Genomic DNA, 20693 nt, shown 5'->3' with positions numbered 1-20693 from the left:
CACCTGGAGGCACGGATGAAGAATCCTCAATACGGACCCGACGAGCTCGCCGCCCGTCGGGCGCACGTCGATGCGATCCCGAGCGTGATCCGCATCGGCCACCAAGACCTCGCCCACGCGAACGGACGCGCCGAGGACCAGCGTCTCAGAGACCTCCGGTTCTATCGGGGCCTGACCGACGTGCGCATGCGGACGTCGCGAGAATCCGAATGGGGCGTGTACATCGCGGAGTCCTCCAAGGTCCTGCGGCGTGCACTGGACGCGGGCCATCAACCGATGTCCTTCCTGACCTCCGACAAATGGGCCGCGGACCTGGAAGACGTGCTGCGTGCGTGGCCCGACGTGCCGGCCTACGTGAGCGAGGACGCGGTCCTCGAGGAATTGACGGGATTTCATCTTCACCGGGGTGCGCTGGCGGTCATGCGGCGCCCGCAGCCGGTTGCGGTCGAGGACGTGCTCCGGGGTGCCCGACGCGTCGCGATCCTGGAAGACATCGTGGACCACACCAACATGGGAGCGATCTTTCGTTCGGCCGCCGCTCTGGGGATCGATGCAGTAATCGTCACGCCGCGCTGTGCCGATCCTCTCTATCGTCGGTCTATTCGGGTTTCCATGGGAACGGTCTTTCAGATTCCCTGGGCTCGATCCGAATCCTGGCCGGATGATCTCGCGGTCCTCCACGACCACGGTTTTGTGACGGCGGCCTTGGCCCTCGAGAGCGACTCGATCAGCGTGGCGGAGTTGGGCACGAGGAATCCCGAACGCCTGGCCCTGATCTTGGGAACCGAGGGGCACGGTCTGCACCGACGAACGATTGCAACGGCCTCCGAGACGGTCATGATTCCCATGGGCAACGGCGTGGACTCGCTGAACGTGGCGGCCGCCTCGGCGGTGGCCTTCTGGGAAACGCGCGTCCGTTAATTCCTTCTCCTCTCACCGTTCTCGTGGTAGCGTTGGGAAGTCGTCGCACCGCGGCGTCCTTTGTGTCGTGTTGTGGGCACTCCCACGCTTCACGAAGCATCTCAGCCTCAAACCCTAGGCCTGGCAAAATCCAGTCCGATTGAAAAGGTAGACCCATGCAGACCGATATTCACCCGGATTACCACGCGGTTCTCTTCCGCGACCTCGCTTCCGGCAAGACCTTCCTGACCCGCTCGACCGCCACCAGCCAGAAGACTGAGACCTGGGAAGACGGCAACGAGTACCCGCTGATCGAGGTCGAGATCTCCTCCGAGTCGCACCCGTTCTACACGGGTAAGCAGCGCATCATGGACTCCGCAGGTCGCGTCGAGCGCTTCAACGCTCGCTTCAAGAACTTCGGCAAGGCTGGCAAGTAAGTCGCCCTTTCGCTGGGAAGGTGCCGGGAATCGATCACGATTCCCGGCACCTTTTGTATGTCCGGGGTAAGATCATTCGGGCAATCCGAGCCGCAATCCCTCAATCACCTCACGGAGTATCCGCATGTCGCTCAACGACGACCTCTTGGACCACGGCGACCAGCCGGAGCCCCGGCCACGCAAGAAGCGGCGTGGCGGGCTGATCGTGCTGGGCATCTGTGGAACGCTCGTGCTCGTCGGTCTGATCGCCGTGGGAGCGTATTTCGCGAATCTGGCCCACAATTTCGACGCCGGAACCAAGAAGTTCGAGAATGCCCTGCCGGATAACACCGATAGGCCCGCGGATACGGATGCCTACAACGTCTTGCTCATGGGTAGCGACTCGCGGGAAGGCGAAGCGGACGCGAAGGACGTCTCCGGGCAGCGCGCGGACACCATCATGCTTCTGCACGTGCCCGCGGACGGGGGACAGGCCTATCTGATCTCCATCATGCGTGACACCTGGGTGGATATCCCGGGTCATGGTCCGGCCAAGATCAACGCCGCCCTGGACGAAGGCGGGATCCCGCTGGAGGTCGAGACGATCGAAAAATTGCTCGACACCCGGATCGACCACGTGGCCGGCATTAATTTCGAAGGATTCCGCGACCTGACCAACTCCGTGGGCGGCGTCAACGTCGACGTTCCGATCGGCTTTACCACCGACCACGGGGAGACCTTCCAACAGGGGCCCCAGAAGATGAATGGCGACCGCGCGCTCACCTTTGTGCGGGAAAGGTACGCCTTTGCCGACGGGGACTACCAGCGCGTCAGGGATCAAAGGGCCTATATGCGCGGTTTGATGAAGGCCCTCGGCGATCCGCAGAACTTCGCGAACCCCGTCAAGGTCAACGATATGGTGAAGGACTTTTCGCCGTATGTGCAGGTCGACGATTCGCTCTCGGCCACTCAGGCCGCAAAGATCGGCATGAAAATGGGCCCGAACGGCTTCAAGAACATGAAGATGATGACCCTGCCGAATTCGGGAACCGGATGGTCCGCCGACGGGCAGTCCATCGTGAACCTCGATCAATCGGCGGTCGACAAGCTCAGCCAGGCCATGAAGGACGGGACGATGGACGACTACGCCAAGACCGTGGGAACGGACTAAGGCGCACCACACCTCTCGCCGAGGCGGCGTTGCGGCTCAGAGATTTCCGAGCCTGCGACGCCGCTTCGGGCGTTTAATGCGCAGGCGCGCGGAGCTCAAGAGGTACCCGCCCAACAGGCCGGCGCCTCCCGCCCCTCCGCCGACCAGGAGGCTTTTCCAGGTGGCGTATTTTTCGGGCTGGGTCGAGACGATTTTGGCGGACCCGTTCACGAGTGCGGCCAGGACCGCCCCGGCTACCAGCCGATTCCCGACGACCTCGACGCGATCGATGATCTCTTCGAGCTCGTCGGCGCGCAGATGCACGTCGAACCCGCCGTTCTCGATGACTCCCATGATCTTTCGGAAAGACCCGGGAACTTCGACACCGAAGTCCACGGTCTCCCGGGTGATCTTGGTCAGCCTCTTCAGGAGCGCCTCCGCCGAGATGCGCCGGGAAACGAAGGCCGTGGCGTACGGGGTCAGGACGGCGATGAAATCGAATTCCGGGTCGAGCAACTCCCCGAGGGACTCGGCCGTGGCGATCATCCGGATCAGGAGAGCCGCTTCGGCGGGCAGGCTCAGCTGGTGGCGATGCAATAGGGTCATGACATCGGTCAGCACGCGGCCCAAATTGAGGTCGTCTAGGCTCTGACCGGCATATTGATGGATGATCCGCCCGAGGTCCTGCTCGATCTCCTGCGGGGTCACGTTGCGCCCGTGGGCGTTGGTCAGCCGAATGACGGCACGGCTGCACTGCTTGACGTTTTGCGTGGTCACCCCCAATAACAGGGGCAACATGCTGTCGCGGAAATCCTCGCTGAGTTCCCCGCACATCCCGAAGTCGATCAGGTTGATCGCGCCGTCGGGCCGCACGAAAAGATTGCCGGGGTGGGGATCGGCATGAAAGACGCCGAATTCAAAGATCATCCGGCACATCGCACCGGTCGCGTTGACGGCCAAACGATGTCGGTCAACACCGTGGGCGTCCAGTGCATCGATGTCGCTGATCTTGATCCCGCCGACGCGCTCCTGGGTCAGGATGCGTGAGGTGGTCGCTTCCCAGTAGATCCGCGGGATATTCAGCTCTGGGTCGTCTCGAAAGAACGAGCCGAATCGATCGCAATTGGTGGCTTCTGTCGTGTAATTGAGCTCTTCCAAGAGCGTTTTGGAAAACTCGGCGCTGAGCTCCACGACGTCGTATTGCTTGGCGAGCGGAACGTACCGGCTCAGCAGGGTCGCGAGATCGGAAATGATCTCCAGGTCCTGGTGAACCTCCTCGAGCACCCCGGGTTTCCGGAACTTCACCACCACGGGCTGGCCGTTGAGGACGCCCGCGTGGACCTGACCGATAGAGCCCGAGGCCAGGGGAGAGCTATCGATCGAGTCGAACTGCTCCAACATGGTTTCTTCGGGCTGGCCCGACAGCGATTCGACGAGCTCGCTATAGGGAACGACGGTGGCATCGTCCTGAAGCTTCCGCAGTTCCCGGGTATACGCCTCTGGCAAGAGATCCTGGCGTGTGGAAATGAGCTGGCCGACCTTGATAAACGTTGGTCCGAGCTCCTCGAGGGCCATCCGGAGATGCTGCGGCTGGGATAAACGCTCGCCGGGATCGCTGCGTCTCACGCGGTGAAGGGGGCCGACGATCGGCGCGCCCAGTCCCTCGACAAGAAAACCGAGACCGTGGCGGATGAAGACGTCACCGATCTGGAGGAAACGATCGGTCCGGGAACCCGCTCGTGAAATCAAACGGCCCACTTAGCGTCGCGAACCGGACCCGCGGCCGGTCGGGGAGTCATCGCCTACGGTCTCGTAGTCATCGGAATGCTCCCACTCGGGGTAAATCTCCTCGTACTCGGGAGACTCTTCCTCGTAGTCCGCGTCCACGGGGTGATCGTCGCGATATTCCTCGTCCACATCGACCTCGGGAGCTTCCGACTCGAAGGAGGAGACCTCGTCGGCTTCGGCAGGAAAATCCTGGTCGGCCTGGTGGACGACGTCCTCGCGGGAATCCGCGTCCTCGGCGTCGGTCAGGGGTTGCCCCGTGTCAACCGACGTCGGCTCGGTATCGAATTCCTTCGGGGCCGATGCCTCGGATTCGGGGTGAAAATCGTCATGGTCGGCCTCGTGGTGCTCGCGCTGGGAGACGGAGACGCTGTCCCGGGAACCCTCCGAGCCGGAGGAAACCGAGCGGTTCGGCGGGTTGATGTCGATCTCGTCGTACATACGTCCAGATCCCTGGATACGCCCCAGGTACAGTCCCACGAAGGCCACGGACGCGCCCACGATAATGCCCAAGACGCCCAGAACGGGCTTGAAGAAGATCAGGACGACACCCAGGAAAAGGATCAACAGGCCGAGCGCGCCGAGGCCCCACGCGGACCGTGCGTCCGTTCGGTGCTCGGAATAGCCGGCCAGCGCGGCGGAAGAACTGCCGTGCGTGGCGGGGTGGGTCCGCTCGGCCTCGGCCTTTGGGCTGGCGGCCCGCTTCAGGCTCGGATCTTCCTCGGCCTCGCTCGGGACGTAGCTCGGGTCGAGGTCGTAGTAGTCTTGCTTGGCCTTGAGCTGCGGCAAGGTATTCGGCAATTCGGCGTACCAGGAGCGCGGTATGTCATTGGCCCGGACGGTCTGGACGGTCAGGGACAGCTCGAAGGAACTTCCCCGAATCGTGCCCCACACCGCCGTGAGCTTATTGTGCTGGAACGCGTATCGAACCACCGGCGCCAACTGTTCGGACATCTGCGTGCTCAAGCGGCCGACGACGCGTCGGTCATGAAGCACGTCGACGACGTCGACCTCGGAGCCGTCGGCGAGCTTATGGCGATTGGCCTCGAGCGTCAGAATCACCCGCCCCTCGCCGGAAACGGGAAGGACATCGTGAAGGTATTCCGCGTGTTCGTTCTCGTTGAGCACCTTGACGCTGGATCCCTGGGGGAGGAGCGCCGCGTGCAACGGCGAGGCATTGATCGGGAAGAGCAGCTCGGGTCTGGAGACCGACAGGACGGCCCGGGTTTCGAGGCGGGGGTGGTCCCCATCGCGGCGCTGAGTGGCCCAGAATCGGATCGGGGCGACGGGCGTGTAGCCCGAGAAAATAATGCGGGCCAGGGGATTCCAGTATCGAGCGGAATCCTCGACTCCCATTCGGGCAACCTTGTAGCCGTTGACCCAGATCGCAATGCTCTCCGGAAAGATCGGATTATCCGGTTCGGGCACGAGCTGGGCGGTCGCGTCGACCACCTGCTCGCGGTCCAGGCGTTTTCCGTCGAAGAGCCGCAGAATCTCGGCGTCGTAATAGTCCTCGGTGACAAGCTCCAAAGACCCACGGTCGTTGAGCGCGTAATCCGTCACTGCGAATCTCCTCTGATTTCCCTCTGTACCCGAAGCAGGTCTTCCTAGAATGTCACAATTTGGGCCGGAGGAAGCGTTATCCCCGCCAGTTTTACCGACGTGTTCCGCAACGTGACGGGGCCACGCCGGCTTCCCGCGCGCGGGGTGCGCCTCAGGCCCAACGCTGCCGAATGTGCGCCGCCCGTGTGGCATCTTCCAACCGCTCCGTCAGTTCGCGCCGAAGCGCGTTTGGTGCCGTCGGGTGGGCGTCCAACCAGTGGGCGGCCGCGGTCACGGGGTCGACGTCGTCGTCGAGCTGGGGGAACAGCCCGCGGACGATGCGAGTGGCCATCCCGATCGAATGCTGCTCCCAGACGTCGAGGAGCCGGTCGAAGTACTCGCGGCCCTGTCCCCGCCGGAGCTCTGGCGATCCGGTGGCCAGGCCGGAAGCGGTCGCCGAGAGGATGTCGTTGGACAGGCTCTCGGTGAAGATGCGCTCCCAGTCCCGCGACTTCTCATCCGCATCGGGAAGGGCGGCCAGAGAACGCGCCTGCCCGATGGCCGCGTGCTGGCTCGGCTTGGCGGCGAAGGCTTCCTCGATCGCCGACCGCGTCAGTCGGCCGTGGGCGGCGAGCGCCGTCCTCGCCATCCATTCGAGCTGATCGCCCACCGAAAGGCCGTTCCACGGGGTACCGGGATGGTCCGAGACCCAGGCAAGGAGCTCGGAGGCGACCTCGGCCAAATTCTCCGACGTGCGGGCCAGCACGAGGGCGTGATGGGCCAAGATCCGCTGTGCGTCACTTCCCGGCTCGGCGTTGTCCCAGGAATCACGCAGGGTTCGGCAGAAGGAGGCCGCGCTCACCGAGCGCTCTTCGGGGGAGAGGTAGCTATGGAAAACCGTCTCCGCGTGGGTCAGCATGGTGTCTAGGAGAGTCGAGGATTCCTCCTGCCCGCTTCCGGCCGCCACGTGATCGACGTATCGACGAGGGTCGAGGAGGCCCTCCCGCACCATGTTCCACAGCGAGCTTCCCAGGACGCCACGGTCGATGGCATCGGCCAGTGAATGTCCGTGGCTGAGGGCGAGATCGGTGTCCGCGGCGGCTACGAGCGACAACGCGTAGGTTTGGTCGTCCTGGTTGATCAGCATGAGGCCTTGCCCGGGCTCTTCCGTGTCCACGGGGAGGGATACGACCGTCGACCGGCTCTCGCTCCCTTCGCCGATCTCGCAGGCGACGGTCTCCGCGCGCTTCAGGACGCCGTCCTCGAGGCGCAGCGGTGCCATGTTAAGGACGTGGGGACGCCCGACCGATCGCGACGTCTCGTCAGGAAACGCCTGCTGGATCTCGCGCGTTGCGGAGTCGTAGGTCAGGCGTGTGACACCCGAGGTTTGCAACCATGCCCGGGCCCACGCCCCGAGGTCCCGGCCGCACGTCTCGCTCAGGACGGCCAGGAAGTCGGCCAGTTCGGCCGTTCCGAATTGGTGCCGAGCGAAGTACACGCGAGCAGCCGAGATGAAGCCGTCGAATCCCACGTAGGCGACGAGCTGCTTGAGCACGGAAGCGCCCTTGGCGTAGGTGATCCCGTCAAAGTTTTGCTTGGCCGCTTCGACGTCCGGTATCTCCGCGACGATGGGATGCGTGGTCGAATATTGATCTTGGGTGTAGGCCCACGCCTTGCGTCGGTTGGCGAAGGTCACCCACGATTCGTCGTATCCGCCGACTCGATCCGCGGCCAGCGCACCCATGTACTCGGCAAAGGACTCCTTGAGCCAGAGATCCGACCACCAGCGCATCGTGACCAAGTCGCCGAACCACATGTGGGACATCTCGTGCATGATGACGTTCGCGCGTCCCTCGCGCTGCGCCACGGTGGATCCTTCGGGGAACAGATAAGACTCCGTGAAGGTCACGAGGCCGGGATTTTCCATGGCACCCAAGTTGTACTCGGGCACGAACGCCTGATCGTATTTGCCCCACGGGTAGGCGAAATCGAAGAGGTCCTGGAAAAAGTCCAACCCGGATCTGACGAGCGCGAAGATGTCATCGGAATCCAGATGCTCGGCCATGGACTGGCGGCAATACAGCGTCATCGGGGCCGTGGCCGAGCCGTCGACGGACGGACGATAGAGCGAACTCACGGCGTGATATTGACCGGCGAGGAGGGTCGTGATGTACGTCGACATCCTCTTCGTCGGGGCGAATCGCCGGCGTGAGACTCCCTCGATCACGGGATCGTCATCCGTGGCGACGATTTCGGTATTTGAGGCCACGACCCAGTCGCTCGGAGCCGTGATGGCAAAAGCGAAGACGGCTTTGAGATCCGGTTGTTCAAACGTGGGAAACACCCTGCGGGCGTCGGCCGGCTCGTACTGGGTGTAGAGATAGGTGCGCCCGTCCTGAGGATCGATGAACCGGTGAAGGCCTTCCCCGGAGCGCGAATAGAGCGAGCGTCCGTGAATCACGAGGGTATTCCGCGATGCCAGCCCCGAGAGGAGAATCCTGCTTCCGACGACGGCCTCGGCGAGATTCAGCGCCCGCCCGTTGAGCGTCACGGACTCGATGCTGTGGTGAATGTACTCGATGAATGTCGAGGCCTCGTCCGTGCCGGACACCTCGGCCGAGAAAGCCACCGTGGTCTTTACCGGATAGGACTCCATGGTCGAATCCGCCGCGTGGGTCAGATCGACATGGACGTCGTACCGGTCGATCTCGAGAAGGTTGGATCGGCTTTTGGCTTCGTCATAGGTCAGATTGTCGTTGCGCACACCACAAAGTATAGAAGCTGACTCCTCTGGATCGGCCGGTCCCGACACGGCGCGGGACGGATCGAAGGGTCCCTCGATCCGTCCCGCGTCATGGAGATTGCCGAGGTGCGCCGGTCCCGGACCGATTACTTCTTGCGCTTGCCGGAGCCTTTCAACTTCAGGAGGGTCTTCTCGTCAATGGGAGCCTCCGACGACGCGCGGAGCTTACGGAAGTACTCCTCGGCATCCGCCTGACGAACCTCTTCGAGGCCGCTGGAGATGTCCGCTCGAAGATGAGCTTGTTTCAGGCCGAAGGCCTCGACCAGCTGCAACGAATACGGTTCGACCTTGTCCAAGAGGCGGTTGATGTACTCGTCCAGCGCCCGACCGCGCTGGGTCGAGATGAGCCCGTAGGAGACGTACCAGCCGAGGTTCTTCTGGATCAGGGTCAGGCCGAAGAGGTCGCGAAGCCACGTCATGACCTGCGCGGTGTGTCCCTCGAGCTTTCCGAGGGTCTCGGTCATGGCTTCCCACTGGAGAAGTTCTCCGTGGGACCTGGCCGCCTCGATGAGCTTGACCTGCTGCGAATTGAACAGCTTGGTCGCCTCCGTCGCGGACATCTTCCTGGCGGGTCGAAGCGCGTCGGCGGCCTCCGCGACCATCGTGTGGACCCGGTCCTGCATCAGGTCGCGCTGCCACTTCGGATCCCGCAGTGCCTTGGCCGACTTCTTCTGGGTGCCGGTGTCTTGGATGAGCTGTGCGACCCGACGAAGGCCCGTGCGGTTGAAGGCCAGATCCTCGGCCCTGGAAGAGACGTACTTGGTGATGGTTCCGACATCGAGACCGGCGAATTCTTTGGAGTAGTCCCCGAGCAGGCGTTTGGCCACCAGCTGAAGGAGAACGTGATTGTCACCTTCAAACGTCGCGTACACGTCCAGGTCTTGGTACAGGGAGGTGAAGCGGTTCTTGGTCATGAAGCCCGCCCCGCCCGTGGCCTCGCGGCACTCTTGCAGAGCGTCCAACGCGCCCCACGTCGACAACGGCTTGAGGGCGGCCGCCAACGTTTCCAGCTCGGCGCGGTTTTCCGGGGTGTCTTCGCGGCCGGAGAAAACATCGTCAAAAGTCGACAAGAGATCGTGGTGCGCGAAGGCCTGTGCGTACGTGCGCGCCAGGAGCGGTAAAAGTCGCCGGCGATGAAGCTGGTAGCTCATCAGGGTCGCCTCGGTGTCTCCGCCCGAGGAGAACTGGCGCCTTTCATAGGCGTATCGAATCGCGATGCTGAGCGCGATCTTGGAGGCGTTGACGGCCGAGCCGTCGAGGCTGACGCGCCCCTGAACGAGGGTTCCGAGCATGGTGAAGAACCGTCGCCCTGGCGAATCGATGGGTGAGGTGTAGGTGCCGTCTTCGGCGACGTCGCCGTATCGATTCAACAGGTTGGTGCGCGGAATGCGCACGTGGTCAAAGGCCAAGCGGCCGTTGTCCACGCCGTTGAGCCCGCCCTTGCGTCCGTCATCTTCGGATTGGATCCCGGGGAGATTGACACCCTCGGCGTCGCGAATCGGAACGTAGAAAGCGTGTACGCCGTGGTTGACCCCGGCGGTGATCAACTGAGCGAAGACCACTGCCGCGTTGCCGTGCTGGGCCGCATTGCCCAGGAATTCTTTCCACGCGGCCTTGAACGGGGTATTGATCACGAATTCTTGGGACTGCGCGTCATAGGTCGCCGTGGTCCCGATGGAGGCGACGTCCGAACCGTGGCCGATCTCGGTCATCGCGAACGCGCCGGGGGCCTTGAGGCTCATGATGTCGGGAAGGAAGCGTCGGTGGTGATCCTCGGATCCGAGCTGATGGACCGCGGCACCGAAGAGGCCCCACTGAACGCCGGCCTTAATCTGCAAGGACGGATCCGCCGCCACGAGTTCCTCGAATCCGGCGATATTTCCACCGGGATCATCCTGTCCGCCCACATAGTCGGGGTAGGCGCGATGGACGATTCCGCGGTCCACGAGGATCTTCATCTGGTCCATGACCCGTTCGCGCTGGTCCTGATAGCTGAGGGTATCGATCTTGTGCAACGCCGGGTCCTCGATGATGTCGCGGACCGTCTGGCGGAGGTCCTTCCACGGTCCCATCAGATGGCGGTGGAGGTTCTCGACGTCGATGCGCTCCGCCGTGTCCGGGCCCTGAACGGATTGCACCTCTTCCAGGGCGCCCTGTGAGGTTCCCTCGGGAGAGCCTTTCGAGGAGGTGTGGTGCGGGGTTGCGGGCGCGACATCGTCCGCGCGCGTCGTGTTCTCGTTCAGAGGCATGATTTCTCCTGAATCTTCTGGGGTGGTGTGTGTGTCACGGTATGGATGCGACGGCGTCATCGGCTTTGCTCCAACGGCATGAGGATCCAGCGGGTCAGCTGATCGACCGTTTGTTCTCGGGGAGGGGCCACACCTTCCACGTAGGCGCGGCTCCATTTATTGGTCACGGACTGGACCATCCCGACGACCGCCCGGGCCCAATAGTCCTGGGTCACCTCGTCGGAGAGTTCCGTCCCTCGTAACTCACCGGCCACGTTGTGCAGCGAGTCCAGAAGGACTTTCGCCACGTGGTCGGCGAAAAGGCCGAGCGAGGCGGTGGGTTCGTCGCCCTCATCGGGCCGGGCCCATCCGAGACCGGCATGCGAAGACACGAATTCGTGGATGGATGGCGAACGCTGAACCATCACGAGATACGCGTCGATCATCCGATGGACGGTGTCCGACGGGGACGATCCGTTCGCGGCGGCTTCGACGATTCTTTGTTCGAGGCCGGCCAACAAGAATTCACCCAGTGCTTGGCTGAGCCCCGCTTTGTCGGTGAAGTATCGGTAGTAGACCGATTTGGACGTCCCGGAATGCTGCGCGATCTCTTCCATGGAGGCCTGCGGGCCGATCTTGTGGATCGCGTGCCGGGCTTCCCGGAGGAGTTGCCGGCGTCGAACCTTGCGGTGGTTCTGCCAGCGAGTCGCGCGCCCATCCAGGGCGTCGGCCTCGGCCGGCGGCACTTTCCGAATTTTTACGGCGTCGTTGGTGTTCACGATACGCAGAGTATCAGGTACTCTTGTCTTTTGTAACCCCAGTCACACGGGGCGACGCTCCGCGGACATCAGCCGCGACCTGTCGGTGGACCATATCCGCCAGGTGTGTCGTTCCGACCCATCTAGATCCGGAGGATCCATGACTCAGGCCTATGTTCTCGGCAGCAATCGCATTCCTTTCGCCCGCTCACACGGGGCGTACGCCTCGGCAAGCAATTTGGACATGTTGACGAGCGTTCTCGATGGGCTGGCCGCCCGATACGGCCTCGCCGGTCAACAGGTGGGCGAGGTCGCGGCCGGAGCCGTCCTCAAGCACTCCAAAGACTTCAATCTCACCCGCGAGTCCGTCTTGGGCTCGGCTCTGTCCTCGGCAACTCCGGCCTACGACGTACAGCAGGCCTGCGCTACCGGATTGGAGACCGTGTGGGGGTTGACGAACAAGATCCGTCTGGGTCAGATGGATTCGGCCATCGCGGGCGGCGTCGACTCCGCTTCCGACGCTCCGATCGTCGTCTCCGAAGGATTGCGCCGAAGCCTGCTCAAGCTGGCCCGCGCCAAGACCCTCAAACAACGCCTCGCCGCGGTCTCGTCGCTTCGACCCTCGGATATCAAGCCCCAGGCCCCGGGCACCGGCGAGCCGCGGACCGGTCTCTCCATGGGCGAGCACCAGGCCATCACCACCTCCGAGTGGGAAGTTAGCCGAGAGGAACAGGACCAGCTCGCGCTCACGAGTCATCAGAATCTGGCGGCGGCCTACGACCGCGGTTTCTTCGACGATTTGATCACCGGTTTCCGCGGCCTGAATAAGGACAATAACCTCCGGCCGGATTCCTCCCTCGAGAAGCTCGCAAAGCTCAACCCCGCCTTCGGGCGCAGCCTTCCCGGGGAAGCGACGATGACGGCCGGCAACTCCACCCCGCTGACCGACGGCGCCTCGGCCGTGCTCTTGGGAAGCCAGGAATGGGCCGAGGCCCACCAAATGACGCCTTTGGCTCGCGTCGTCGATGCCCAAGCCGCGGCGGTCGACTTCGTCGACGGTGAAGAGGGCCTGCTCATGGCGCCCGCCTACGCCGTGCCCCAGCTGATCGAGCGCAATAACCTCGCCCTCGGAGATTTCGACTACTACGAAATCCACGAGGCTTTCGCCGGAACCGTGCTGTGCCACCTTAAAGCCTGGGAATCGGAAAAATTCGCGCAAGAGAAATTGGGTCGCGACCACGCCGTCGGCACCATCGACCGCGCAAAGCTCAACGTCAACGGTTCCTCGTTGGCAGCCGGTCACCCCTTCGCCGCTACCGGTGGACGGATCGTCGCGTCCCTCGCCAAGCAACTCCACGAGCAGGCCTCGGCAACGGGTAAGACGCAGCGCGGACTCGTGTCCGTCTGCGCGGCGGGTGGCCTCGGTGTGGCGATGATTCTCGAAGCCGACAAGCCCGGCAACTAGCGCAGACGAAGCAATCACGAGGAGGCAAAACACACGATGAAAGATTCTTACGCACAGCTCGTCAACTCATCGCTGGGGAAGAAGGTTGCGGGAGCCCTCGGACTTCCGCAACCGGTCACGCTTCGCCGTTTCGAACCGGGCCAAGAACTTCTGGCGGATCGTAAGGTCCTGTTGGTCGGCGCAGACGGTTCCGATCGGCTAGCCGACACCCTCTTGGACTGGAACCTTGAGGTTCGGCGGCACCCGGAGACCAAGACGAGGTACGGCGCTATCATCGTCGACTTCACGGACGCGGTGAAGCCCGCCGATCTCCAGCGCGGAGCATTGGCCGTCGGTGCGGCGCTGCGCAGCCTGGGTTCATCGGGCCGCGTCGTCGTGCTGGGCCGTTCGACCGACCCCTCGGACACGCCCGAGATCGCGGCCACCCAGGCGGGCGTCGTGGGATTCATGCGGTCCCTGGCGCACGAGATGCGGAAGGGAGCGACGTGCAATCTGCTCCAGCTTGCCCCGGGAGTGAGCCCCGACGACCAGGCCGTGGCCGGACCATTGCGTTTTCTCCTCTCGGCCCGTTCGGCCTATGTCAGTGGTCAACCGCTGACGGTCGAGGCGGCCGCGGCGGACCAGCTCACGTCGGATCGCCCGGTCGAGGGAAAGGTCGCGGTCGTCACCGGGGCCGCCCGGGGCATTGGAGAGGCGATCGTGCGTCGGCTCCACGAGGATGGGGCGAAGTTGCTCCTGGTCGATGTCCCCGCGGCGGGGGAGTCTCTTTCCCAGGTCGCCAACAGCGTGGGCGGTCGTGCCCTCCAGCTGGACATCACCCATCCGGACGCCGGGAAACGAATTGCCGAGGCGGCCAAGTCGCATTATGGGTCCCTCGACATCGTGATTCACAACGCGGGGATCACGCGCGACAAGATGCTGGCCAACATGGACGAAGCCAAATGGGGGTCGGTTCTGGCGGTCAACCTTGCCTCACAGCTCGCCATGAACCGGCAACTGCTGGATTCAGGCGTGCTCGGCTCTGCTCCGCACATCGTGTCGCTCGCCTCGACGAGCGGCATCGCCGGAAACCGCGGCCAAACCAACTACGCAGCGTCGAAGTCCGGCATCATCGGGATGGTCGCCGCCATGGCTCAGGACCTCAAGGCCGCCGGCGGCACCATCAACGCCGTTGCCCCGGGGTTCATCGAGACCGACATGACCCAGGCCATGCCGACGGTTACCCGGGAGGTTGCCAGGAGGCTGAATTCCCTGCAACAGGGTGGTCGCCCGGAGGATGTCGCCCAAGCCGTCGGGTTCCTTGCCTCGAATGCGGCCGGTGGCGTCAACGGCCAGACCCTCCGCGTCTGCGGACAGTCGATGGTGGGTGCGTGATGAAGGTTCCTGCACTCTCCTCGATCGCCGGATGGCGGAAAGAACATCCCGTGCCGGGGTTGGGAAAGATCTCCGAAGGCACGGGCCCGGCCGGGATGTACGCGAGCATCCTCACCAAGGAGATCGGCTCGGCCGTGAGCAAGCAGCTGAGACGACGGGGTGGCCACGGTTCATCGGATCGACCCCAGCTGCCCGCCCCGGAAGCGCTCGAATCGCGTGAGCGACGCGTTCGGGTCGATGGCCAGAAGAACTCGGAATTCTGTGCGGTGGTGCATTCTCCGGTAGGTGCCAACGCCCACGGCGGGTACCTTCACGCGCTGACGTTCCCGCTCTCCACCGAGGTCATGACCAGCGGCTCCTTTCCGCTCCGGCTCTTGGGCCTCATCCATCTCAAAAACAGCGTCGTGCAGTTGCGCCCGGTCGCGGTGAATAGCACGATCAAGATCAGGTCGAGGGTCAAAGAATTCGGGACCCATCGCAGGGGAGTGACGGTCACGATCCTGGCCGAGATCTGGGACGAGTCGGGCGAGCTGGCCATGACGGACGAATCGCTGTATTTGTCCAAGCAAGCCTCCTCGAAGCAGAAGGAATCCTCGAGCCACTCGGCTGGCCAGAAGTCAGCTGCCTCAACACGCCCGGACCCACGGGAGGGAATGCGTCTCACGGCGCGGTGGCGCCTGGCGGCGGATACCGGTCGCCAATACGCCAAGGTGTCCGGAGACGCGAACCCGATTCACCTGAGCGCGGCGTCGGCCAAGCTCTTCGGTCTCCAGGGATCGATCGCGCACGGGATGTACTGCGCTTCACGGGCCCTCGGACGGCTCGCCGCTGATCCCTCCGCGCCCGGAGAGTGGAACGTGGAATTTGGCGCACCGGTCTTACTGCCGGCGACGGTCGAGCTATGGCGTGACCGCTCGCCCAGCGGCGCTGAACGGCGCGTGCGAGGAATCGGCCGCAAGGCACGAAAAAACTTCGAGCTGGTCTGGTCGCCGTCGAGCGAAGACCGGCAATAGTGCCGAGCATCACAGGTGAACAACGGGTCTGAATTTGCGTGCCTCTTCCGCATCAAGTAAGTTATTACTCGTTGCCCGGGAGATTGCTCCCGAGATCACCTGCGCGGGTGGCGGAATAGGCAGACGCGCTAGCTTGAGGTGCTAGTCCTCGTATTAGAGGGTGGGGGTTCAAGTCCCCCCTCGCGCACCAGCATGAGGCCCCGGTCGGAAACAGTGTTTTCCGCCGGGGCCTTTTTGGTGCCCGTTCGCTCCTTCGTGAATTCCCACTCAAACCAACAACAAACAACACGAATGTGGGATAATGAAGGTGGGCCGTCGGCCCGGATTTTTGGCCAACTCGGCGAAAGGCAACCGACATGAACCGTCAGGATCACTCTTCGAGAAAACTCGGAATCGTAGGAGCGGGAGGTGTCGGTTCCGCGTTGGCCTACGCCACGATGATCCGCGGTTCGGCGTCCGACATCGCCCTCTACGACGTCGACGGGCCGCGCGCAGAGGCCGAGGCCCTGGATATCTCTCACAGTTCGCTCTTCGCCGGCGGAGTTTCCGTCCGGGGCGGTGACGATCCCTCGATCCTTCACGACAGCGACATGGTCGTCGTCACGGCCGGGGCGAGGCAACGGCCAGGACAGTCCCGGCTCGAGTTGGCCGACGCCAACGCCGGCATCTTGTCGACCATGCTTCCCGAGCTGTTGTCGGTGGCTCCCGGCGCCGTCTTCATGTTGGTGACCAACCCCTGCGACGTGCTCACGCTCGTGGGGCAACGCGTCACGGGGCTGCCGCCTCACCGGATCTTCTCCTCGGGGACGGTGATCGATAGCTCACGACTGCGTTTGCTGATCGGGCAAACCGCCCGCGTGATGACGTCGAGCGTCCACGCGATGATCATCGGCGAGCATGGGGACTCGGAATTTCCTCTGTGGTCCCAGGCGAACATCGGTCATATCCCGATCGACGATTGGACTGACGCATCCGGCACCCGCGTCTTTACCGCCCAGAAGCGGGCGGAGCTCGCGGAGGAGGCCATGAAGGCCGCCTACCGGGTCATCAACGGCAAAGGGTCGACGAACTACGCGATCGGCCTCGCGGGAGCGCGAATCGTCGAGGCCGTGCTGGGGGACCAGGCCGCAATTCTTCCGGTCTCCACGGTCTTGGATGGCTATCACGGCCTGAGCGATGTGGCACTATCCGTTCCCTCGGTAGTTGACCGCAGCGGCGTCCGCGAGTGCTTGTCGGTGCCTATGTCGGACGACGAGCTGGAGCGACTCCACCGATCCGCGGAGGCCCTCCGGAAATCCGTGGCGAAACTCAACCTGTGAGCCGACCGGGACGTGGCCGACGGCATACCCGGTTTTCGGCGCGGCCGGTGTTTCCACCTGCGGGAAAGTCGGATAGTTTAGGAGCATGACTACCGAACCGCGCGTCGCGCTCAACTCGCTCATTCAGGCTTTTGAAGAACATCTAACTGCCCTTTCTGCCAAGCGCGGCGAGCAGGACACCGCGGTGGAAAACGCATACCTCGGCATCGCAGACGCCTTCGAGGTTTACGAGGACGCCATCTATGTGGCCTTCAACGAGGTCACCCCGCTGGAGGTCTTCGTCGAAGACGAGGACGATGAGGATGACGACGATTTCGACGACCTCGATGATCTGGATGAAGATCTCGAAGACAACGAAGAGCCCGACGAAGACTACGGGGATCTCGAGGACGAAGACCTCAAATAACGAGTAGTCCCGGTCCGGTGTGGACGGCGGCGGAGGTGGCCTGCGGGCTCCTCCGCCGCCGTCTTTCGTTGGCGGGGCGCCCGGGACCGGGGCTCGCAACCTACGGTGTCGGTCGGGCACCTGTCAGGAACCACGGTGCCGCCTGTAACTTCACCCACAAAGGTTTGTCCGTGCGGCCGGCTGGGCATCGATGTATGTAGAGTCGAGGCGTGGAATGGTTACAAGCAATTATCCTCGGCCTGGTGCAAGGCCTGACTGAATTTCTGCCGATCTCGTCCTCGGCCCATATCAGCATTGTGGGGCAGCTCCTGCCGCACAAGGAGGACCCCGGCGCGGCGTTTACCGCCATCACGCAATTGGGCACCGAGACCGCGGTCCTGTTGTTTTTCTGGCGGGACATTGCCCGGATCATTTCCCGCTGGTTCCTTTCCCTGCGGGGCAAGGTCGATAAGAAGGACCCGGACGCCCGCATGGGCTGGTTCATCATCATCGGTTCGATCCCCATCGGAATTCTCGGCCTGCTGTTGCAGGACTACATCGATACCGAATTCCGTAGCCTATGGATCACCGCGACCATGCTGATCGTCTTCGGCGTCTTCCTGGGAATAGCCGACCGGATCGGCAGGGAGCAGCTCAAGCTGGACGACCTCAATATCAAGCACGGCATTCTCTACGGCCTCGGCCAGGCACTCGCCTTGATTCCCGGCGTTTCGAGGTCCGGCGGAACCATCATGACCGGTCTCTTTCTGGGTTATACCCGTCGGGCCGCCACACGCTATTCGTTCCTCCTGGCCATTCCGGCGGTTTTTCTTTCGGGTCTCTATAAACTCGCCAAGTCGCTGTCCGATGGTTTTGACAGCTTCTATTCGGTCGGGCCCACCCTGTTGGCCACGGTGATTGCCTTTGCCGTGGGATACGTGATGATCGGTTGGCTCTTGAAGTTCATCTCGAATCACAGCTATAGCATTTTCGTGTGGTACCGCATCGCGGCGGGCGTGATCGTCTTCGCGCTCCTCGGCACCGGCGTCATTGCCGCGTAGCCTCACACACACTCGTCCTCACCCGAAAGGTTCCCATGCGCACTTGGTCCGCACCGCACATTCCAGCACTCCAGACCACCGGACCTGTGCCGTCGATCTTCGACTCGCGGCTCAATGACATCGTTCAGCTGCCCGAAGATCGCGCCTCTGCGTCTTTGTACGTCTGCGGCATCACGCCCTACGACGCGACGCACATGGGCCACGCGGCCACGTACGTCGCGTTTGACCTGTTGAACCGGGCATGGCTGGATGCCGGATATGACGTCTCGTTTGTGCAGAACGTGACCGACGTCGACGACCCACTTCTGGAGCGTGCAGCGCAGACCGGCGTCGAATGGGAACAACTCGCCGAGGATCAGACCGATCTGTTCCGGGCCGACATGGAGGCGCTCAACGTCATACCGCCCGAACACTACATCGGCGCCACGGAGTCGGTGGACTGGATCGTCCCCTGGGTCGAACGCATGATCGACGATGGCTACGCGTACCGGGCCGGAGGCTACGTCGACGATTCCGGTACGTCTCATCCCGACGGCGATGTCTACTTCAGTGTGAGGGCGGCCGCCGATTCGGACCACGAACCGGCACGATGGTTCCTGGGGTACGTGTCTCACTATTCCGAACGGGACATGGCACCACTCTTTGCGGAACGCGGCGGCGATCCGGAACGCCCCGGTAAAAAGGACCCGTTCGATGCCCTGCTGTGGCGGGCCCACCGTGAGGGGGAGCCGGCATGGGACGGAGCCTCGCTCGGCCGCGGTCGTCCGGGGTGGCACATCGAGTGCACGGTCATCGCCGAACGGTTCCTGGGGATGCCGTACACGGTGCAGGGCGGCGGCAACGACTTGCGTTTTCCGCATCACGAGATGGGTGCCGGACACGCGTATGCCATGACCGGCGAGCGCATGGCCGACCACTATGTGCACACCGGAATGGTCGGCCTCGATGGCGAGAAGATGAGCAAGTCCAAGGGAAATTTGGTGCTGGTTTCGACGCTCCGTCACGACGGCGTCGAACCCGCGGCGATCCGCTTGGCCATCGTGTCGAATCACTACCGGTCCGACTGGTCCTGGACGGACTCGTTGCTCTCGGACTCCCAAGCGCGGCTCGAGGCATGGCGCCGTGCGATGTCCGCGGAGGCCACCGATTCTCACACGGAGGTCAGCGACGCGGTGATCGATGCGGTGCGAGCGGCACTGGCCCGTGATTTGGACGCCCCCGAGGCCGTCCGCGCCATCGACACCTGGGTCGCGAAGGCCGAAGCCGGCCAGCCCGTGGGAGACCGACGCGAGGTCGCGCGGGTCGTCGAAGCCCGCCTCGGCATAGCACTGTGAGAACCCATGAACGGTCATGAAGGCTATCTCATCGGTCGCATAGCGGGAATCCCGGTCAGATTATCGAGATCGTGGTTCCTCCTGACCGTGCTGATCGTGGTGGGATACGGAAGCTATCTTGCCGACAGGTTCGCGTGGCTGGGCCCGGGTGCTTACCTCGCGGCGTTGACGTTCGCCGTTCTATTGGCCGTTTCGGTGCTCATCCACGAGCTGAGTCACGCCCTCGTGGCGAAGGGTTTCGGCTGGAGCGTCGGGGGAATCAACCTGACGCTCATGGGTGGTCACACCACTTTTCAGTCGGCGCGGTCGAGCGCTGGCCGATCTGCGCTGGTCTCGCTCTCGGGTCCCGTGGCCAACCTCGTCCTGGCGGGAATCGGCTGGGGACTCCTTTCCGTCCTCGACCTGACCGGCTGGTCGGCTCTCGTGTTGTACCTCATCACGACATCCAATGGATTCGTCGGCCTGTTTAACCTCCTGCCGGGCATTCCCCTGGACGGGGGATACGCGGTCGAAGCCATCGCCTGGAAGATCACCAGAAACCGAGATATCGGGACGCGCACCGCCGCCGTCGTGGGTTACCTCACGGCGTTGGGCCTCGTGGCCTGGCTGGTGGTGTCGGGAACCTGGCACAACGTCGGCATGATCGTGTTGACCATGATGGTCGCCTTCATCGTGGTTGCCGGCTCCTCGCAGGCCCTCCGCAATGTTCGGTTGCGCCAGGCGGTCGACGGCCTGTCCGTCGCGGCCTTGGCGCGCCCCACCACGCGAGTCACACGGGATCAACCGCTGAGTGAATTTCCCCCGCTCGACGATCCGCGCGGGGTCTATGTGGTGACCGACGACGGTGGCGCGCCCCAGGGGATCGTCGATGCCACCGCCATGGCGGAGGCGGGGGCCACCGGGGACGCTCAGATTGTGGCCGACAGCCTGATGGTCACGGTCACCTGGAATCGCCCGGTTCCGGCCGGGCTTCAGGGCCAGGCCCTTGTGTCGCATATTGCCCAGCTCCCCGGTCGGATCTGGCCGGTGGCCTCGTGGGGCGGCCCGCCCAAGGTCCTCTTCGAGGCCGACGTGATCGACGCAGTCCGACGAAACCAACAGCGCTGATCCCCGACCGTCCGGGAGCAGGCCGGGGACGTGCAAGAATGGTTCGCGAATCA

General features: G+C 63.4%; 16 protein-coding genes and 1 tRNA gene. 12 read left to right on the top strand and 5 right to left on the bottom strand.

What is annotated here, in order from left to right:
• Window positions 1-15: 15 nt before the first annotated feature.
• The 3 genes from CURSPS6_RS03955 (at window position 16) to CURSPS6_RS03945 (ending at window position 2487) form a co-directional block, all read left to right on the top strand.
• Complete coding sequence (locus CURSPS6_RS03955; RefSeq protein WP_030014297.1) at window positions 16-921, top strand: TrmH family RNA methyltransferase; 906 nt, start codon at window positions 16-18, stop codon at window positions 919-921.
• A 155-nt stretch (window positions 922-1076) separates the two neighbouring features.
• Entirely contained in the window at window positions 1077-1337 is a 261-nt protein-coding gene (locus tag CURSPS6_RS03950) for a type B 50S ribosomal protein L31 (protein WP_030014296.1), read from the top strand.
• 124 nt (window positions 1338-1461) lie between these two features.
• Window positions 1462-2487 (top strand): LCP family protein, encoded by a 1026-nt coding sequence (locus CURSPS6_RS03945; protein WP_030014295.1) that lies wholly within the window; start codon window positions 1462-1464, stop codon window positions 2485-2487.
• 36 nt (window positions 2488-2523) lie between these two features.
• On the opposite strand, the gene CURSPS6_RS03940 is transcribed toward CURSPS6_RS03945, so the two are convergent.
• From CURSPS6_RS03940 to CURSPS6_RS03920, 5 genes are all read right to left on the bottom strand, one after another.
• Window positions 2524-4224, bottom strand: coding sequence for an ABC1 kinase family protein (locus CURSPS6_RS03940; protein WP_051687609.1), 1701 nt, complete (start codon window positions 4222-4224; stop codon window positions 2524-2526).
• Window positions 4225-5814 (bottom strand): hypothetical protein, encoded by a 1590-nt coding sequence (locus CURSPS6_RS03935; RefSeq protein WP_051687608.1) that lies wholly within the window; start codon window positions 5812-5814, stop codon window positions 4225-4227.
• Window positions 5815-5965: 151 nt separating this feature from the next.
• On the bottom strand, window positions 5966-8557 hold the full coding sequence (gene pepN, locus CURSPS6_RS03930; RefSeq protein ID WP_030014288.1) for an aminopeptidase N: 2592 nt from the start codon (window positions 8555-8557) through the stop codon (window positions 5966-5968).
• A gap of 125 nt (window positions 8558-8682) precedes the next feature.
• Complete coding sequence (locus tag CURSPS6_RS03925; protein WP_051687607.1) at window positions 8683-10845, bottom strand: acyl-CoA dehydrogenase; 2163 nt, start codon at window positions 10843-10845, stop codon at window positions 8683-8685.
• A gap of 56 nt (window positions 10846-10901) precedes the next feature.
• A complete protein-coding gene (locus CURSPS6_RS03920; RefSeq protein ID WP_160319771.1) occupies window positions 10902-11603 on the bottom strand; it encodes a TetR/AcrR family transcriptional regulator in 702 nt (233 codons plus the stop codon).
• Between the two features lie 139 nt (window positions 11604-11742).
• On the opposite strand from CURSPS6_RS03920, the gene CURSPS6_RS03915 reads away from it, so the two are divergent.
• The 9 genes from CURSPS6_RS03915 to CURSPS6_RS03875 all read left to right on the top strand — a co-directional run bounded on the left by CURSPS6_RS03915 (window position 11743) and on the right by CURSPS6_RS03875 (window position 20640).
• On the top strand, window positions 11743-13047 hold the full coding sequence (locus CURSPS6_RS03915) for an acetyl-CoA C-acetyltransferase (RefSeq protein ID WP_082470044.1): 1305 nt from the start codon (window positions 11743-11745) through the stop codon (window positions 13045-13047).
• Between the two features lie 36 nt (window positions 13048-13083).
• Entirely contained in the window at window positions 13084-14421 is a 1338-nt protein-coding gene (locus tag CURSPS6_RS03910) for a 3-oxoacyl-ACP reductase (protein ID WP_030014283.1), read from the top strand.
• Window positions 14421-15434 (top strand): MaoC/PaaZ C-terminal domain-containing protein, encoded by a 1014-nt coding sequence (locus tag CURSPS6_RS03905; protein WP_051687605.1) that lies wholly within the window; start codon window positions 14421-14423, stop codon window positions 15432-15434. Before CURSPS6_RS03910 ends, CURSPS6_RS03905 begins: the two co-directional genes overlap by 1 nt.
• Before the next feature lie 101 nt (window positions 15435-15535).
• A tRNA-Leu gene (locus CURSPS6_RS03900) sits at window positions 15536-15624 on the top strand.
• Window positions 15625-15790: 166 nt separating this feature from the next.
• Window positions 15791-16753, top strand: a complete 963-nt coding sequence (locus tag CURSPS6_RS03895; RefSeq protein WP_030014281.1) for an L-lactate dehydrogenase — start codon at window positions 15791-15793, stop codon at window positions 16751-16753.
• 85 nt (window positions 16754-16838) lie between these two features.
• Window positions 16839-17159, top strand: coding sequence for a hypothetical protein (locus tag CURSPS6_RS03890; RefSeq protein WP_030014280.1), 321 nt, complete (start codon window positions 16839-16841; stop codon window positions 17157-17159).
• A 209-nt stretch (window positions 17160-17368) separates the two neighbouring features.
• Complete coding sequence (locus tag CURSPS6_RS03885) at window positions 17369-18199, top strand: undecaprenyl-diphosphate phosphatase (RefSeq protein ID WP_030014279.1); 831 nt, start codon at window positions 17369-17371, stop codon at window positions 18197-18199.
• 35 nt (window positions 18200-18234) lie between these two features.
• A complete protein-coding gene (gene mshC, locus CURSPS6_RS03880) occupies window positions 18235-19533 on the top strand; it encodes a cysteine--1-D-myo-inosityl 2-amino-2-deoxy-alpha-D-glucopyranoside ligase (RefSeq protein ID WP_030014278.1) in 1299 nt (432 codons plus the stop codon).
• Between the two features lie 6 nt (window positions 19534-19539).
• The gene (locus CURSPS6_RS03875; RefSeq protein WP_051687604.1) at window positions 19540-20640 is read left to right on the top strand and encodes a site-2 protease family protein; all 1101 of its coding nucleotides are present in this window, start codon (window positions 19540-19542) and stop codon (window positions 20638-20640) included.
• Window positions 20641-20693: the final 53 nt, after the last annotated feature.

It is taken from the genome of Curtobacterium sp. S6 (assembly GCF_000710345.2).
In the GTDB taxonomy this organism is placed as follows: domain Bacteria; phylum Actinomycetota; class Actinomycetes; order Actinomycetales; family Micrococcaceae; genus Rothia.
The sequence above is the reverse complement of the archived record's forward strand: the minus strand, read 5'-3'. Positions and strand labels throughout refer to the sequence as shown.

Excerpts from the sequence above, each read along its gene's own strand:
- CURSPS6_RS03955 (WP_030014297.1), top strand. The coding sequence starts at position 16 with ATGAAGAATCCTCAATACGGACCCGACGAGCTCGCCGCCCGTCGGGCG.
- CURSPS6_RS03950 (WP_030014296.1), top strand. The coding sequence starts at position 1,077 with ATGCAGACCGATATTCACCCGGATTACCACGCGGTTCTCTTCCGCGAC.
- CURSPS6_RS03945 (WP_030014295.1), top strand. The coding sequence starts at position 1,462 with ATGTCGCTCAACGACGACCTCTTGGACCACGGCGACCAGCCGGAGCCC.
- CURSPS6_RS03925 (WP_051687607.1), bottom strand. The coding sequence starts at position 10,845 with ATGCCTCTGAACGAGAACACGACGCGCGCGGACGATGTCGCGCCCGCA.
- CURSPS6_RS03915 (WP_082470044.1), top strand. The coding sequence starts at position 11,743 with ATGACTCAGGCCTATGTTCTCGGCAGCAATCGCATTCCTTTCGCCCGC.
- CURSPS6_RS03910 (WP_030014283.1), top strand. The coding sequence starts at position 13,084 with ATGAAAGATTCTTACGCACAGCTCGTCAACTCATCGCTGGGGAAGAAG.
- CURSPS6_RS03905 (WP_051687605.1), top strand. The coding sequence starts at position 14,421 with ATGAAGGTTCCTGCACTCTCCTCGATCGCCGGATGGCGGAAAGAACAT.
- CURSPS6_RS03895 (WP_030014281.1), top strand. The coding sequence starts at position 15,791 with ATGAACCGTCAGGATCACTCTTCGAGAAAACTCGGAATCGTAGGAGCG.
- CURSPS6_RS03890 (WP_030014280.1), top strand. The coding sequence starts at position 16,839 with ATGACTACCGAACCGCGCGTCGCGCTCAACTCGCTCATTCAGGCTTTT.
- mshC (WP_030014278.1), top strand. The coding sequence starts at position 18,235 with ATGCGCACTTGGTCCGCACCGCACATTCCAGCACTCCAGACCACCGGA.
- CURSPS6_RS03875 (WP_051687604.1), top strand. The coding sequence starts at position 19,540 with ATGAACGGTCATGAAGGCTATCTCATCGGTCGCATAGCGGGAATCCCG.